17 protein-coding genes and 1 riboswitch are annotated in these 14609 nt (G+C 75.2%); of the genes, 12 read left to right on the top strand and 5 right to left on the bottom strand.

What is annotated here, in order from left to right; translation table 11 throughout:
* Positions 1-7 precede the first annotated feature (7 nt).
* On the bottom strand, positions 8-691 hold the full coding sequence (locus tag AB3388_RS19510; protein WP_495406975.1) for a hypothetical protein: 684 nt from the start codon (positions 689-691) through the stop codon (positions 8-10).
* Positions 692-765: 74 nt separating this feature from the next.
* On the opposite strand from AB3388_RS19510, the gene AB3388_RS19505 reads away from it, so the two are divergent.
* The 4 genes from AB3388_RS19505 (at position 766) to AB3388_RS19490 (ending at position 5888) form a co-directional block, all read left to right on the top strand.
* Positions 766-1719 carry an amino acid kinase family protein gene (locus AB3388_RS19505; RefSeq protein WP_495406974.1) on the top strand — a complete coding sequence of 318 codons (954 nt, stop codon included), beginning with the start codon at positions 766-768 and terminating at the stop codon, positions 1717-1719.
* Entirely contained in the window at positions 1716-3245 is a 1530-nt protein-coding gene (locus AB3388_RS19500; protein WP_495406973.1) for an AllF/FdrA family protein, read from the top strand. The genes AB3388_RS19505 and AB3388_RS19500 overlap by 4 nt, the downstream gene beginning before the upstream one ends.
* Positions 3242-4405, top strand: a complete 1164-nt coding sequence (locus tag AB3388_RS19495; RefSeq protein ID WP_495406972.1) for an MSMEG_0565 family glycosyltransferase — start codon at positions 3242-3244, stop codon at positions 4403-4405. Before AB3388_RS19500 ends, AB3388_RS19495 begins: the two co-directional genes overlap by 4 nt.
* A gap of 70 nt (positions 4406-4475) precedes the next feature.
* Positions 4476-5888: an FAD-dependent oxidoreductase gene (locus AB3388_RS19490; RefSeq protein ID WP_495406971.1), complete on the top strand. Its 1413-nt coding sequence runs from the start codon at positions 4476-4478 to the stop codon at positions 5886-5888.
* A gap of 146 nt (positions 5889-6034) precedes the next feature.
* Here the strand turns inward: AB3388_RS19490 and AB3388_RS19485 are convergent, their stop codons facing one another.
* Positions 6035-6610 carry a cupin domain-containing protein gene (locus AB3388_RS19485; RefSeq protein WP_448627750.1) on the bottom strand — a complete coding sequence of 192 codons (576 nt, stop codon included), beginning with the start codon at positions 6608-6610 and terminating at the stop codon, positions 6035-6037.
* A 155-nt stretch (positions 6611-6765) separates the two neighbouring features.
* Here AB3388_RS19485 and AB3388_RS19480 point away from each other — a divergent pair, with 155 nt between their 5' ends.
* The 8 genes from AB3388_RS19480 to AB3388_RS19445 all read left to right on the top strand — a co-directional run bounded on the left by AB3388_RS19480 (position 6766) and on the right by AB3388_RS19445 (position 11794).
* The gene (locus AB3388_RS19480; RefSeq protein WP_495406970.1) at positions 6766-8106 is read left to right on the top strand and encodes an FAD-dependent oxidoreductase; all 1341 of its coding nucleotides are present in this window, start codon (positions 6766-6768) and stop codon (positions 8104-8106) included.
* Between the two features lies 1 nt (position 8107).
* Positions 8108-8362, top strand: coding sequence for a hypothetical protein (locus tag AB3388_RS19475; protein WP_495406969.1), 255 nt, complete (start codon positions 8108-8110; stop codon positions 8360-8362).
* Positions 8363-8404: 42 nt separating this feature from the next.
* A complete protein-coding gene (locus tag AB3388_RS19470) occupies positions 8405-8896 on the top strand; it encodes an MSMEG_0572/Sll0783 family nitrogen starvation response protein (RefSeq protein WP_448627753.1) in 492 nt (163 codons plus the stop codon).
* A 74-nt stretch (positions 8897-8970) separates the two neighbouring features.
* The gene (gene nthB, locus AB3388_RS19465) at positions 8971-9636 is read left to right on the top strand and encodes a nitrile hydratase subunit beta (protein ID WP_495406968.1); all 666 of its coding nucleotides are present in this window, start codon (positions 8971-8973) and stop codon (positions 9634-9636) included.
* Positions 9633-10235, top strand: a complete 603-nt coding sequence (gene nthA, locus AB3388_RS19460; protein ID WP_495406967.1) for a nitrile hydratase subunit alpha — start codon at positions 9633-9635, stop codon at positions 10233-10235. The genes nthB and nthA overlap by 4 nt, the downstream gene beginning before the upstream one ends.
* Entirely contained in the window at positions 10232-10558 is a 327-nt protein-coding gene (locus AB3388_RS19455) for a nitrile hydratase accessory protein (RefSeq protein WP_495406966.1), read from the top strand. The genes nthA and AB3388_RS19455 overlap by 4 nt, the downstream gene beginning before the upstream one ends.
* Entirely contained in the window at positions 10542-10994 is a 453-nt protein-coding gene (locus AB3388_RS19450) for an OsmC family protein (RefSeq protein WP_495411472.1), read from the top strand. The genes AB3388_RS19455 and AB3388_RS19450 overlap by 17 nt, the downstream gene beginning before the upstream one ends.
* Positions 10991-11794 carry a DUF427 domain-containing protein gene (locus tag AB3388_RS19445; RefSeq protein WP_495406965.1) on the top strand — a complete coding sequence of 268 codons (804 nt, stop codon included), beginning with the start codon at positions 10991-10993 and terminating at the stop codon, positions 11792-11794. Before AB3388_RS19450 ends, AB3388_RS19445 begins: the two co-directional genes overlap by 4 nt.
* Here AB3388_RS19445 and AB3388_RS19440 read toward each other — a convergent pair.
* From AB3388_RS19440 to AB3388_RS19430, 3 genes are all read right to left on the bottom strand, one after another.
* The gene (locus tag AB3388_RS19440; protein WP_495406964.1) at positions 11789-12193 is read right to left on the bottom strand and encodes a nuclear transport factor 2 family protein; all 405 of its coding nucleotides are present in this window, start codon (positions 12191-12193) and stop codon (positions 11789-11791) included. The two genes, AB3388_RS19445 and AB3388_RS19440, sit on opposite strands and share 6 nt — an antisense overlap.
* 105 nt (positions 12194-12298) lie before the next feature.
* Complete coding sequence (locus tag AB3388_RS19435) at positions 12299-12808, bottom strand: C40 family peptidase (protein WP_495406963.1); 510 nt, start codon at positions 12806-12808, stop codon at positions 12299-12301.
* 15 nt (positions 12809-12823) lie between these two features.
* A riboswitch (cyclic di-AMP (ydaO/yuaA leader) is annotated at positions 12824-12987 on the bottom strand.
* Positions 12988-13259: 272 nt separating this feature from the next.
* Complete coding sequence (locus AB3388_RS19430; RefSeq protein WP_495406962.1) at positions 13260-14306, bottom strand: ADP-ribosylglycohydrolase family protein; 1047 nt, start codon at positions 14304-14306, stop codon at positions 13260-13262.
* Positions 14307-14609: the final 303 nt, after the last annotated feature.

The following is a 14609-nucleotide window of genomic DNA, read 5'->3' as shown; positions in this document are numbered from 1 at the left end:
GTGTCTGTCAAGGCCCTTCGAGTTCGGCCCGGACCGCCGCGGCGGCGTCGTCGCGGGCGGCCGCGTCGGGGTGGATCCTCATGTCGTCCCCGGCCTCGACCTCGCCGGTCGCCGGGTCGAGGCGGACCCGCCGGGTCTGGTGGACGACGCGGCGGTACTCCTCGTCGGGCGCGGCGGTGACCAGCACGCCCTCGCCGGTCGCGGTCGCCACCTCCAGCCGCGCGTACGGCAGGAACGGATCACCGTCGGCGGCGCCGCTCTCCTCGACGACGACCCAGCCGGCTCCGCCCGCGCGGGCCTCTTCGACGCGCCGCAGCCGGCGGCGGACGACCTGCTCGCCGCGCAGCTCCCGGTAGCGCAGGGCCAGCGCGGCCCGGGCCACGAGCTCCGGGTCGAGCTCGATCACCGACAGGCCGCCGTCGTCGGCGACGGCGGCGACCAGTTCCGGACCGCGCTCGGCGGCGGCGACGAGGGCGCTCGTGCCCGGCCCGAGCAGGCGCAGGTGGTCGGCGGTGGCCCGGACCAGCCGGACGATCCGCTGGTAGAGGTCCGGCCGCTCGAGGACGGCGGGGTAGAGCCGGGCCTCGGCCTGCTCCCACGAGACGGCGAGCAGGGTCGGCACCGGGCCGTCGTCGGGGTCCGGGGCGCCCGGCGCCGGGCCGGCGAAGGGATCGGCGGCGTCGCGGTTCATTGCGCTCCTCGGCGGCACGGGTTCACCATCTTCAACATGCCGTCTCCTATCCGATGCGGGAGAGGTGGTCGGCGATGAACCAGCGGACGGCCGTCGTCGCGGTCGGCGGGAACGCGCTGACCCGCGCCGACCAGCTCGGCGGCGCGGAGGAGATCGCGGCCAACGCCGCGGGGATGGCGGCCGCCCTCGCCGGGCTGGTGCGCGCCGGCCGCCGCGTCGCGGTCGTGCACGGCAACGGTCCGCAGGTCGGCAACCTGGCGCTGCAGCAGGACGCGCTCGCGGACGAGGTGCCACCGCAGCCCCTGCACCAGCTCTCGGCGATGACGCAGGGGCAGCTCGGCGGCGTCCTCGCGCGGGCGATCGACGTCGAGTGCGGGCAGGGGGCGGCCGTGTGCGTCCTGACGCACGTCGCCGTCGACCCGGCCGACCCGGCGTTCGCGCAGCCGACCAAGCCGATCGGGCCGTTCCTCGACCGCGCGGAGGCCGAGCAGCTGGCCCGCGAGCGCGGCTGGCGGGTGGTCGAGGACGCCGGCCGGGGCTGGCGCCGGGTGGTGCCGTCGCCGCGGCCGGCCGGGATCGTCGAGCTGGCCGCCGTCCGCACGCTGCTCGCGGCCGGGTCGGTGGTGCTCGCCGCGGGCGGCGGGGGGATCGCCGTCGCCGCGCGGGGGATGGTCGCGCTCGACGCCGTCATCGACAAGGACCTCGCCGCGGCCGCGCTGGCCACCGCGGTCGGTGCCGACGAGCTCTACCTGCTCACCGGGGTGGACTGCGTCGTGCTCGACCACGGCACCCCGCGGCAGCGGCCGGTGCACCGGCTCGACCCCGAGGAGGCCGCGGGTCACCTGGCGGCCGGTCAGTTCCCGCCCGGCAGCATGGGGCCGAAGATCACCGCGGCGCTGAACTTCCTGCGCGACGGGGGGCACCGCGCCATCATCACCTCCGCGCCGCTGCTGCGGGCCGCCGCCGTCGGCCGGTCCGGCGCGGGCACGGTGATCGAGCGCGCGACGGTGCCGGCGGGCGCGCGGTGACGGTGCGCGGCCTGCGGGTGCACCGCGACACCTATCTGGACTCGCTGCTGGTCATGGCGACCACGGTCGCCATGGACTCCCGGCCCGGGGTGAGCTGGGCGGGCGCGGTGATGGCGGGCCCGCGCGGCCTGGAGGACCTCGCCGCGGCGGGGTTCTCCGCCGAGGACCTCGACGGACTGACCGCCAACGACCTGGTGCTCGCCGCGGCGGCCGACGACGACGAGGTGCTGGCGGCGGCGCTGGACGCCGGCCGGGAGGTGGCGTTCGCCGAACGGGCGCCGGCCGCATCGGGCGCCGCCGAGTTCCCGCCCGCCGACCTGCGCGAGGCGGTGCGCCGCGCGCCGGAGTCGTCGGTGGCCGTCGTCTCGGTGCCCGGCGAGTACGCCGCGCTGGAGGCGCACCACGCCCTCACCGCCGGCCTGCACGTGCTGCTGTTCAGCGACAACGTGCCGGTCGAGGAGGAGGTCGAGCTCAAGGAGCGGGCGCTGCGGCTGGGTCGGCTGGTCATGGGCCCCGGCGCGGGCACCGCCGTGCTGGCCGGGACCGGGCTGGGGTTCGCCAACGCGTTGACCGCCTCCGGCGCGCGCGGGGTCGGCGTCGTGGCCGCCGCCGGCACCGGCGCGCAGGAGGTCTCGACCCTGCTCGACCGCTGGGGGGTGCCGGTCACGAACGTGATCGGCGTCGGCGGGCGCGACCTCGGCGGGCGGGTCGGGGGCCTGATGGCCCGGGCGGCGGTGCGGGCGCTGGCCGCCGACCCGGCGACCGCGGTGGTGCTGCTCGTGTCGAAGCCGCCGGACCCCGCGGTGGCGCGTTCCGTGCTCGCCGAGTGCGGCTCGACCCCGTCGGTCGCGGTGTTCCTCGGGCTCGCGGACGGCGGCGACGACCGGCTGGTCGCCACGCTCGAGAAGGGCGCGCGGGCCGCCGCGGAGCTGGCCGGCACGACGGTGCCGGCACCCGGCCCCGGCCTGCGCGAGCGGGTGGCCGCCGCGGTCCGCGACCTGCCGGGGGAGCGGCGCGCGGTCCGCGGGCTCTTCTCCGGCGGCACCCTCTGCTACGAGGCGCAGTACGTGCTCGAGCGGCTGCTCGGTCCGGTGTGGTCCAACGAGCCGCTGCGCGCCGGCCGCACCCCGCCCCCGCCCGACGGCGCGCCGCTGCTGCTCGACCTCGGCGCCGAGGAGTACACCCGCGGGCGGCCGCACCCGATGATCGACCCATCGCGCCGGCTGGAGCTGCTCCGGGACACCGCGGCCGACCCCGCGGTGGCGGTCGTGCTGCTCGACGTCGTCCTCGGGCACGGCAGCGCGGCCGACCCCGCCGGCGCCCTCGCGGAGGCCTGCGCCGGCCTCCGCGGCCCGCGGATCGTCACCTACCTGCTCGGCATCGAGGCCGACCCGCAGCGGTACTCCGCGCAGCGCGCCCGGCTGGAGGAGGCCGGCTGCCTGGTGCCCGAGACCAACGCGCAGGCCGCCCGCGCCGCGGCGGCGATCGCGCTGCGCCGTCCGGAGCTCGTCGAGGAGGACGCATGAGGCCGGTCGCGCTGCTGACCTACTCGACCAAGCCGCGCGGCGGCGTCGTGCACACGCTCGCCCTGGCCGAGGCGCTCGCTCAGCTCGGCGTCGACGTCCGGGTGGTCGCGCTGGGCGACCCGGCGGCCGGCTTCTACCGGCCGGTGCGGGCGCCGGTGGTGCTCGTGCCCGGGCCGGACGGCGCGCCGGACCTCGAGGCCAAGGTGGCCGGCTGCATCGACGTCCTCGAGCGGGTGCTGACCGACGTGGTGGGGGCGACGCCGGACGTCGTGCTGCACGCCCAGGACTGCATCAGCGCCCGCGCCGCCGCCCGGGTGCGCGATGCGGGGCGTGCGGTGCCCGTCGTCCGCACGGTGCACCACGTCGACGACTTCACCAGCCGGGTGCTGATGGACTGCCAGCGCGCCGCGATCCTCGAGCCCGACGTCGTGCTCGCGGTGACCGAGGTGTGGCGGGAGATCCTCGCGGCCGACTACGGGGTGCGGGCCGGCGTCGTCCCCAACGGGGTGGACGTCGACCGGTACGCCTCCGGAGCGGCGGCCCGGGCGGCGCAGTTGCGGGCGTCGGTCGGGGCCACCGGCCGGCCGCTGCTGCTCGCCGTCGGCGGGCTGGAGCCGCGCAAGGGCAGCGACGACCTGGTCCGGGCGCTGGCCGCCGTCCGCCGGTCGGGCCTCGACCCCGTCCTCGCCGTGCTCGGCGGGCACTCCTTCCAGGACTACCGCGCCTACTCCGACGCGGTGCGCGCGTCGCTCCCGGCGCTCGGGCTCGAGCTCGGCCGGGACGTGGTGGAGGTCGGCACCGTGCCGGACGAGGACATGCCGTCCTGGTACCGCGCCGCGGACGCCCTGGCCTTCCCGTCGGTCAAGGAGGGCTTCGGGCTGGCGGTGCTGGAGGCGATGAGCGCCGGGACGCCGGTGGTCACCAGCGACCTGCCGGTGTTCCGGGAGTGGCTGGTGCCCGGCCGGGACGCGCTGCTCGCGCCGGTCGGGGACGTCGACGCGCTGGCCGGCGCGCTGCTCGCCGTCCTGACCGACGACGGACTGCGCGCTGGCTTGATCACCGCCGGGCAGGAGGTGGCGCAGCGGTTCACCTGGGCCGCGAGCGCCCGCCGCCACCTGGAGATCTACGCCGCCCTCGACCGCGCCCCGGCCCCGGCCTGACGGGCCCCGCTCACGCGGCTTGACGGCGTAGCCTGCGGCCCTGGCGGCGCTCGGCTCCGGGAGGCGGCGCGTGCGGATCGCGGTGGTCGGCGGCAGCGCGGCGGGACTGTTCGCCGGGCTGCTGCTCGCCCGCGCCGGGCACGACGTGACGCTCCTGGACGGCGATCCGCTGGCGCCGGCGCCGGACGTGGAGTCCGCGGCCGAGGCGGCGTTCCGGGCGGCGGCCCCGCAACTGGTGCACCCGCACGCCCTGTACGGCCTCTGCCCGGAGCTGCTGCGCCGGCGGCTCCCCGACGTCCACGCCGGGCTGCTCGCCGCCGGGGTCGCCGAGGCGCCGCTGGCCGCGCAGCTGCCGCCCACCCTGCCGGACCGCAGCGCGTGGCCCGGTGACGAGCGGCTGACCGCCCTGATGACCCGGCGCTCGACGCTCGACTGGGTGCTGCGCCGTGCCGCCGCGGACCAGCCGGGCCTGACCGTGCACGGGGGCGAACGGGTCACCGGGCTGACCGCCTCCGCCGCCCGTCCGCCCCGGGTGACCGGGGTGCGCACCGGCACGAGCCGGCTGGCCGCGGACCTGGTGGTCGACGCCACGGGTCGCCGCTCGGTGATCGACCGCTGGCTCACATCCGTCGGCGGCCGGACGACGGCCACCGCCCGGGCCGAGTGCGGGCTGGCCTACTACAGCCGCCACTACCGCCTGCGCGGCTCGGACGGGCTCCCCGGACCGCTCGCCACGCGCCTGCTCGCCGCGCTGGACGAGTTCGCCATCGGCCTGTGGCGCGCGGACAACCAGACGATGGTGCTCGCCCTCGTCCCGATGGTGGAGGACAAGCGGTTCCGCAGCGTCGCGCGGGCCGACGTGTTCACCGCGGTGGCGCGCACGGTGCCGGCGTTCGCGGCCTGGCTGGACGTGCTGGAGCCGATCACCGCCGTCTTCCCGATGGGCGGACTGCACAACACCCTGCGCCGGCTGGTCGCCGACGGGACGCCCGTGGTCGCCGGGGCGGTGGCGATCGGCGACAGCGTTTGCACGACCAACCCCACCCTGGGCCGCGGGCTGGGCCTGGCGCTGCGGTCCGCCGCCGACCTGGTCGACGTCCTCGCGCAGGCCGGGTCGGCCGATCCGGTGGCCGCGCTGGACCGGGAGGTCGTCGCGCACGTCGAGCCGTTCTACCGCGACCAGGCGGCGATCGACGCCGCCCGGCTGACCGCCCTGCGGCACGCCGTCTTCGGCGCTCCGGCACCCCCGGCGACCGACCGGCCGGAGCGGGTCACCTTCGCCGACCTGCGCGGCGCCGCGCCGTTCGACCCGCTGGTGTTCCGCGCGTTCTGGAAGGTCATGGGCATGGTCGGCCTGCCCGAGGCCGTCTACACCGATCCCGCCGTGGTCGCCCGCACGCGGGAGGTCCTGCGCGAGCACGGCGGCGCCGCGCCGCTCGCCGGCCCCACCCACGAGGAGCTAGAGGCCGCGCTCGGGATCTGACCGGCCACCGTGGCGAGGTCATGGAACGGCCCCGCGGCAGGGGCCCGCCGCGAACGTGCGAGCGGTGGGGATGGTGACGTGCTGGAACGGCCATCCTTCAGGGACCCGCGCCGAGCGTGCGAGGCGTGGGGGGAAGGGTGGTCCTTCTACTGGGGGCGCAGGGCCATCCAGAGGGCGACGGCGTCGGTGGTGCCCGGGTTGCGCCAGAAGTGCGGCTGCACGGTGCGGAAGTGCAGCGAGTCGCCGGGCTCCAGGCAGTAACGCTGCTCGTTGACGACGAACTCGAGCCGCCCCTCGAGCAGGTAGACGAGCTCCTCGCCGGGGTGCTCCATCGCCTTCTCGCCGCTGCTGGCCCCGGGGACGACGGTCGCGCGGGCGCCGGCGAGGAAGAACCGGCCGTAGGCGCCGCTGATCCCGGCCAGATCGATGCCGGTGTGCGAGGTGAGGATCGGCCGCTGGTCGCCGTCCTTGATGAACACCGTCGGATCGGAGGCGACCTCCTCCTCGTCCACGAAGTACGCCACCGGGCGGCCGAGCGCGCCGGCCAGCTTGAGCAGCGTGGTGATCGTGGGCACCATGCCGCTCTGCTCGATCTTGTGGATGGCGGCCGCGGAGACGTCGGAGCGGGCGGCCAGCTGCTGCAGCGACAGCCCGGCCTGCTTGCGCAGCGAGCGCAGCTTCGGGCCGATGCCCGAGACGATCTGGGTGAGGTCCTGGGTCATCGGTTCCCCCTCGGGCAGTCCGACGCGCGCGTCGGAGTGGTTGCGGACCGTCCCGACTCTCTTGACGCCTCTCACCGGGGTGCACAGGATAGTGCACGCCTCGTTCCCCATGCTCAACGCTCACCGCGGGGCTCACCCCGGCGAAGGAGGCCCTCGTGGCCAGACGCATCGTCATCATCGGCGGGGGCGCGGCGGGCATCGGGGCGGCGGGTGCGGCGCGCGGCACCGACAGGGACGCCGAGATCACCGTCTACACCGAGTACGAGGACGCCGCGTACAGCCCCTGCGGGATCCCCTACGTGCACGGCGGCGAGATCCCCGACTTCGAGCGGCTGTTCCTCGGCACCAAGCAGCAGTACGCCGACGCCGGCATCGACATCCGCTACTCGACCGCGGTCAGGGCGATCGACCCGGTGGGCGCGAACGTCCGCGTCGGCAACGGGCCGCCGGTGCCCTACGACGCGCTGGTCGTCGCGACCGGCTGGGACTACGGCCGGCCCGACGTCCCCGGCGCGGACCTGGCCGGCATCTACTACATGAAGAACATCCGCGAGGCGATGCGGTGGCACGCGGTGCTCGACGGCGTCCGCTCCGCCGTCGTCCTGCACGCCGAGCCGCTCGGCATGGAGATGGTCACCGCGCTGTGCCACCGCGGCATCGAGACGCATCTGGTCGACCCCCACCCGTGGGCGCTGTCGATGGCCACCGACCCCGACATCGTCGCCCCGGTGCAGGAGTCCTGGCAGGAGATGGGCGGGCACCTGCACTTCAACACCAAGCTCGAGGCGATCCTCGGCGACGCCGCCGGCCGCGTCCGCGCCGTGGCCACCTCCGGCGGGGAGATCGCCTGCGACCTGGTCGTCGTCTGCACGCACAAGGTGCCGCGCACCGACCTGGGCACCGCGGCGGGGCTGAAGCTCGGCTCGGCCGGCGGGTTCGCCGTCGACGAGACGATGGCGACCTCGGTGCCGGGTGTCTGGGCGGCCGGTGACTGCGCGGAGATCCCGCACGGGGTCAGCAACGTGCCGATCCAGGGGCTGTCCGGCAGCCACGCCTACGCGCAGGGCAAGGTCGCCGGTGTCAACGCCGCGGGCGGACGGCGGGCCTACCAGCCGGTCTACGTGCCGTGGGCGATGGTCGCCGGCAAGTGGATGATCGGCGGCGTCTCCTTCAGCGAGACCCTGGCGACGGCGCTCGGCATCCCGTACGTGATGGGGCAGGCCCAGGGGATCTCGCGCGCCCGGTACTTCCCGGACGTCAAGCCGGTGAAGATCAAGCTGCTCGCCCAGCCGGGCAGCCTCAAGCTCATCGGCGCGCAGATGGTCGGCGGCGAGGGGATCAAGGAGCGGGCCGACTTCCTCGCCATGGCGGTGCGCAAGGGGATCACCCTGCGCGACCTGGCGACGATGGAGAACGTCTACTCCCCGCCCATCGGCGCGCTCAACGAGCCGATCGCGCTCGCGGCGCAGGACGCGCTCGTCCGGCTGGAGGGCTGAGGTGAGTTTCGCGCGGCGGCTGCGCGCGGTCTCCGAACGCCAGCTCATGGTCGCCGCCGAGCGCGACGTCGCCGCCCGCTACGGCACCACCCCGCCGCTGCCGCCGCGCGGCGTGGACCGCTTCTGGCAGCAGGTCTACGTCCCCGCCTACCACCGACTTCCCTGGAAGCTCCGCTCGACGGTGATGCGCGCGATGCCGGGCAGCCACCGCCGGACGTGGCATCAGCCCGAGCAGGGGAGCGGCCCGGCCGTCTGACGGCCTCGCACCGAGAACACCACCGAGTCAAGGAGGACCGTCGTGAGCAGCAAGACCGTGGACATCCCCAAGGCCCAGGACGGCGACGTCCTCTACGACCTCGAGGAGAAGGTGTTCCCGGACATCAAGGCCGAGCCGGGGCAGAAGGCGTTCGTCTTCATCCACACCGTGCCGTTCGAGGGGTCGGTGGCGCTGGTCAACCTGAAGACGGCGACCCGGCTGGTGCGCAAGGGCTTCGACGTGCACATCGTCCTGTACGGCCCCGGCGTGCTGCTGGGCTCGCGCACCCGCGGCTTCCCGCAGGTCGGCACCGAGGGCTTCCCGGGCAACCTGGCGGTGAACGAGCAGATCAAGACGCTGCTCAAGGAGGGCGCCTCGATCTACGCCTGCCGGTTCGCGATGGGCGCCCTGTACGGGTTCCGCGAGGACGACCTGATCGACGGGATCAAGGCGTTCAACCCGCTCGACGTCCTCGACTCCGCGCTCACCGCGTGGAAGGAAGGCGCCTTCCAGCTCAACACCTGGACCGTGTGACGGGTCGACAGCGCGCTTTATCGCGACAAAGCGCGCGCGCTTTGTCGCGATAAAGCGCGCCGGAGGGAGTTGCCATGGAGCGCGTGCACGACATGGGCGGGCGGACCCGCGCCTTCGGGCCGCTGCCGCCGATCGACCCCGACGAGCCGGTGTTCCACGACCCGTGGGAGGCCCGCACCTTCGCCCTCGCGCTGCTGTGCAACCGCGTCGCGGGGGCGAACCTGCACGCCTTCCGCCACGCCATCGAGCGCGTGCCCGAGGAGGAGTACCTGTCGGGTTACTACGAGCGGTGGCTGGCCAGCGCCGAGATCCTGCTGCTCGACAGCGGCATCCTCGCCCCCGGCGCGGTCGAGGCCCGGGCGCGACGGCTGCAGGGTGAGGACGTCGAGGAGCCGGCCGCCCCCGAGCCGCACAAGCCCACCATGGCCAGCGGCGGCGCCGGCAACCTGCGCACCGTCGAGGCGCCGCCGGCGTTCTCCGTCGGCGACGAGGTGCTCACGCAGACCGGGGAGCCCGCGCCGCACACCCGGCTGCCGTCCTACGTGCGCGGCCGCCGCGGCACCGTGACGGCGGTGCTGCCGGCGCAGGTCTTCCCCGACACCGCCGCGGCGTTCACCGGCGAGAACCCGCAGCACGTCTACGAGGTCCGGTTCGACTCCCGGGAGCTGTGGGGCCCGGACGCCGAGCCCGCCACCTTCAGCGTCGACCTGTACGAGAGCTACCTGGAGAAGGCCCGATGACCGACGTGCGGGAGACCGCGGACCCGACGCTCAGCCCGGCACTGCGCGCCGAAGCGCTCGAGTCGCTGCTGCTCGAGCGCGGCCTGATCGACACGGAGACGGTCGAGAAGTTCATCCGCACCTACGAGAGCGCGGTCGGCCCGATGAACGGCGCCAAGGTCGTGGCCAAGGCCTGGACCGATCCGGAGTACAAGCGCCGGCTGCTCGAGGACGGCTCCGCCGCGATCGCCGAGTTCGGCTTCACGGGCCCGCAGGGCGAGCACATGGTCGTCCTGGAGAACACCCCGGCCGTGCACCACGTCGTCGTCTGCACGCTGTGCTCCTGCTATCCGTGGCCGGTGCTCGGGCTGCCGCCGTCCTGGTACAAGGACCCGGCCTACCGCTCGCGCGTGGTCCGCGAGCCCCGCGCGGTGCTCGCGGAGTGGGGGACCGACGTCGGTGAGGACGTCGAGGTGCGGGTCTACGACTCGAGCTCCGAGGTGCGCTACCTGGTGCTGCCGGAGCGCCCCCCGGGCACCGAGTCGATGTCGGAGGAGGAGCTGGCCGGGCTGGTCACCCGGGACGCGATGGTCGGCGTCCGCCGGGTGGCGGCGCCGTGACCGTCGCGCTCGACGTCGACGGCCCGGCCGCGCCGCCGCGGTCCAACGGCGAGCTGGTCTTCGCCGCGCCGTGGGAGGGCCGCGCCTTCGGCCTGACCATGGCCCTCGTGGACGCCGGCACGATCGACTACGAGACCTTCCGGACGGCGCTGATCGACCGGATCGCCGCGGCGGACACCGAGGGCTTCAGCTACTACCGCTGCTGGCTGCAGGCGCTGGAGCGAGTGCTCGCCGGGGCCGGGCTGGTCTCGGCCGACGACGTCGGCGCGCGCTCGGCCGCGTTCGCCGCGCGGCCCGCCGGTCACGATCACGGGCACGACTGAGCGGGGCGGCACCAACACCGCCGTCGCCACCTGGCAGGGCGGCTGGCTGTGCACGGTCGAGGCCGGCGGCTTCCGGCTGACCGTCGACGAGCCGGAGTCGGTCGGCGGCACCGGCCGCGGGCCCATGCCCACCGACCTGCTGCTGGCCTCGCTGTCCTCCTGCTACGCCCTCGCGCTGGCCTGGGCGGCGGGCAAGCGCGGGATCGAGCTGCCGGACCTGACCGTCACCGCGACCGGCACCTACGCCGGCCCGCGGTTCTCCTCGCTCGCCCTCACGGTGGGCACCAGCGCGCCGGCGGACCAGGTGACGCCGCTGCTGGAGCCGGCGAAGCGGGTCTGCTACGTGTCCAACACGTTCGCCGCGGTGCCGGAGATCGAGGTCGGCCTGGCGGCCCTTGAGCTGCGGCACCGCCCGGAGGAGCCTCATCCCGCATGAGCGCCCCGCCCCGAGACATGGGCCAGCGGCTGGCCGCGCTGGCCGGCATGCGCCCCTGGTGGCCCCTGGTCGAGCCGTCGCCGCGGTGGATCCGCGTCCGGCTGGGCGACGAGCTCGTCGCCGACTCCCGCCGCGCCGTCCTGTTCGTGCAGTACGGGCCCGAGGCGCTGCCGCGGACGTTCCTGCCGACCTACTTCCTCCCGCCCGACGACGTCCGCCCCGGCGTCCTGGTCGATCCGGCGGACGACGACGGGATGACCGCCTGGACGGTGCAGGCCGGCGGCCGCCGGGCGGAGCGCGCCGCCTGGGCGCACGCCGAGCCGCCCCCGCCGCTGGAGGCGCTGGCCGGGCTGGTCACGTTCTCCTGGGGCCGCGGGCTCACCTGGTTCGAGGAGGACGAGCCGCTGGTCGCGCACGCCCGCGACCCGCACAAGCGGGTGGACGTCGTGCCCAGCTCGCGGGAGGTCCGCGTCGAGGTGGACGGCGAGCTGCTGGCCGAGAGCACGCGGCCGCTGCTGCTGTTCGAGACCTCGCTGCCGGTGCGCTACTACCTGCCGCCCGAGGACGTCCGCACCGAGCTGCGCCCCAGCCCGACGACGTCGACCTGCCCGTACAAGGGCGTGGCCAGCTGGTGGTCGGCGCGGGTCGGCGACCGGGTGCTCGAGGACGTCGCGTGGAGCTACGAGTCGCCGATCCCGGAGAACCCGCGGATCGCCGGCCGGATCTGCTTCCGCAACGAGCACGTCGACCTGGTCGTCGACGGCGAACCGCAGGAGCGGCCGGTCACACCCTGGTCATGACGTCCCGGAGAGCTGGCGCACCGCCTCGTCGATCGGTGCGCTGTCCTGCTCGACGGGCTCCACGTACAGCCGCCCCCACGCGATGTGGCCGTCGTCCCGCAGGCCGAAGACGGTCACGCCCTTCATGAGGAAGGGGCGGCCGTCGGCGTGGCTGCCCTTCCACACCCACTCCGACCAGGACGTCGTCCCGTCGGTGGTCTCCTTGACGACGCCGACCTGCAGGTCCGGGACGCCCACGAACATCTGCGTCCAGTTCTCGAGGACCTGGTCGCGGCCGCCGAAGCCGCGGTTGGGGTGCACCGGCTGCTCGCTGCGGTAGTCCGGGGCGAACAGCGCGGCCATGGCCTCGGGGTCGTGCGCGTTCATCGCGTCGCGCAGCCCCGTGATCGTGGCGTTCATGCCGGGCCTCCCGTGCGTGGGGACGCCCACCAGGCAGCCACCGCGGGCGGGCGGTGTCAATGCCTCCGGTGCCCCGGCCGTGCGGCCGGGGCACCGGAGCGCGGCTCAGACGAGCCGGCGGGCGCCGACGGCACCCGGCATGTACGCCAGGTCCACCACCTTGACCGGCTGGCCGTAGGTCGACGCGTGCACGATCTGGCCGTTGCCGATGTACATCGCGACGTGGCTCACCGGGCTGTAGAAGAAGACCAGGTCACCGGGCCGCAGCGCGTTCAGCGACACCGGCGTGCCGATGGTCGACTGCATCCGCGAGGAGTGCGGCAGGGAGACCCCGGCCGCCCGGTAGGCGTACTGCATCAGGCCCGAGCAGTCGAAGGCGTTCGGACCGGACCCGCCCCAGACGTAGGGGTCGCCGCGCTGGGCGAGTGCGGTGTCGACCGCCCTCTGGGCGGCGGCGTTGGCCGCGGCTGCGGGGGCTGCGACGGCGGTCCCGCCGCCCGAGTCCCCGCTGTTGGCGGAGGCGACTCCCGGGGAGAGGACGATTCCGGCGCCGGCGAGGAGGGCCAGGGCGGGAGCGGTGAAGCGACGGGCGAGGGACGTGTGTGCAGTCGTCATCGACGACGGTTCTCCTTGTTCTCCGAAGCCGCCTACCGAGTTAGCTGACGGGTTCGGGCTGGGGAACTCGCCCGGCGCGACCGGCCCCCATGACGGTCGTGCTTCACCCCAGTACTGCGGTGGGTCCCCGGTCCGGGCGCCGGCACGCGGCCGGCCGCCCGGTTCGGCGGCGTCCGGTGGGGTTCCCAGGTTCGGGAGTTGTGCGGCCCCATCCGGACCGCGAGAACGCTAGGAGGGTCTTTGGACCCCGTCGAATCGAGTCAGCCCCGCGTTTTGCCGCTCCGACACACCCGGGAGCGGGGTGCCTCGCCGTCCTGACCTGGCCGGACGCTCGACCGCACCACAGGACGGCGGTCGGCACGGGGAGTGCGCGTAACTCCGGCGTACCGGCACGGCACCACAGCGCGTGCGTGCCCGACCCCGAACCGGCAGCGGTTTCCGGCCCGACGGGTCAGCGCATCCGCTCCAGCGCCGCGGTGAAGCTGGCGTTCCACAGCCCGAGGTAGGGCCAGTTCGCGGCCACCCGCGCCGTCGCCTCGTCCGCCGAGAGCCCCTCCGTGCGCCGCAGCCACGCGCGCAGGACCAGCCCGGTGCGCGACGCCCCGCCGTGGCAGTGCACGAGCAGCCGCCGTCCCTCGTCGCGCAGCGCGGCCATGTCGGCGAGCACGTCCTCGAGGACGACGTCGAGCTCGGTGTTGTAGTCGTTGTCGGCCAGGTAGGCCATCCGCTGTACCTCGTGGCCGAACGGCTCACCCAGCCGGCACAGCGAGATGACCGCGAAGGTGCTGTCGCTGTAGCGGGCGCCGTCGAGGTTGCCCGCCCAGATGCCCGGCAGCACCTCCCGCGGGCCGATCCGCGGGATGACGCCGGGGTCGTACGGCGCAGCCGCGCGGCCGTCCAGGGCGGCGGCGAGCTCCTGCAGGTCGTCCAGCCGCCAGGACCGGCCGGCGGCCTCGCCGTGCACCACCGAGGACCAGCGCATCGGGATGCCGGCCATGCCGACGGTCGCGCCCGCCAGGGCACCCGCGACCGCGGCCCGCGCGGACGTGTCGCCGCCCTCGTCGACCGCCCTCCGCAGCACCTCGGCGAAGCTGCCGGCGTCCCGGAGCCGCGTGGGGTCCTCGCCGTCCAACGCCCGGCGCAGCGTGTCGCCGAGGTGCGCGCTGTCGTGGCCACCCGGGGCGCCCTGGCCACCGGACCGCGCATCTCGCGCGGCGCGGATCGCCCAGGGGAGCGCCTGCACGGGTGAAGCGGGCTCGACCGGCTCGCCGGCGACCACCTTCAACGCCACCGCCAGCGCGGCGCCGAAATCGTCCGTGAGCCGGCCGGGCGGGTCGCCGCACATCTCGGTGCGCACCCCGCGCGCCGGCACGGGGAACCGCCGGGAGAACTCGCCCGGCGGCAACCCGGCGAACGGCGCGCCGAGCGCGTCGCCCACGGCCGCGCCGACCAGCGCGCCGGCGACGCGGTGCGACCGGTCCATCCGCGGGGCGCTCACCCCGCCGACGCTACGGGCTCGGCCCGGCTCAGCCGCGGCGGCGCCGCTGGGCTGAGCCGTGCCTGGCACATACGTCGCCGAGACCGCACACCGACGAACGCATCGAGAGCTCGTCCCTGTGGCCCAGCGAAGCGATGCCTGGGAGATTCCTGTGACCCAGGTTGCTGATGCGGACGGCTCCGGCCTGCAATCCCGCAACGCGGGATTGCGCCATGTGAGGCTCCGCCCACAGCGCCGGACGAGACCGACCGGCGTGAACCGCGCGGTCGGCCTCGGTCGCCGGCATTGCTCCGAACGGGAAGA

The sequence above is a fragment of the Geodermatophilus sp. SMS 5-13 genome (assembly GCF_059428245.1).
The sequence above is the reverse complement of the archived record's forward strand: the minus strand, read 5'-3'. Positions and strand labels throughout refer to the sequence as shown.

What these genes read in the sequence shown, in the direction of transcription:
- AB3388_RS19510 (WP_495406975.1), bottom strand. Translation starts at nt 691, where the DNA reads ATGAACCGCGACGCCGCCGATCCCTTCGCCGGCCCGGCGCCGGGCGCC.
- AB3388_RS19505 (WP_495406974.1), top strand. Translation starts at nt 766, where the DNA reads ATGAACCAGCGGACGGCCGTCGTCGCGGTCGGCGGGAACGCGCTGACC.
- AB3388_RS19495 (WP_495406972.1), top strand. Translation starts at nt 3,242, where the DNA reads ATGAGGCCGGTCGCGCTGCTGACCTACTCGACCAAGCCGCGCGGCGGC.
- AB3388_RS19485 (WP_448627750.1), bottom strand. Translation starts at nt 6,610, where the DNA reads ATGACCCAGGACCTCACCCAGATCGTCTCGGGCATCGGCCCGAAGCTG.
- nthB (WP_495406968.1), top strand. Translation starts at nt 8,971, where the DNA reads ATGGAGCGCGTGCACGACATGGGCGGGCGGACCCGCGCCTTCGGGCCG.
- nthA (WP_495406967.1), top strand. Translation starts at nt 9,633, where the DNA reads ATGACCGACGTGCGGGAGACCGCGGACCCGACGCTCAGCCCGGCACTG.
- AB3388_RS19445 (WP_495406965.1), top strand. Translation starts at nt 10,991, where the DNA reads ATGAGCGCCCCGCCCCGAGACATGGGCCAGCGGCTGGCCGCGCTGGCC.
- AB3388_RS19440 (WP_495406964.1), bottom strand. Translation starts at nt 12,193, where the DNA reads ATGAACGCCACGATCACGGGGCTGCGCGACGCGATGAACGCGCACGAC.
- AB3388_RS19435 (WP_495406963.1), bottom strand. Translation starts at nt 12,808, where the DNA reads ATGACGACTGCACACACGTCCCTCGCCCGTCGCTTCACCGCTCCCGCC.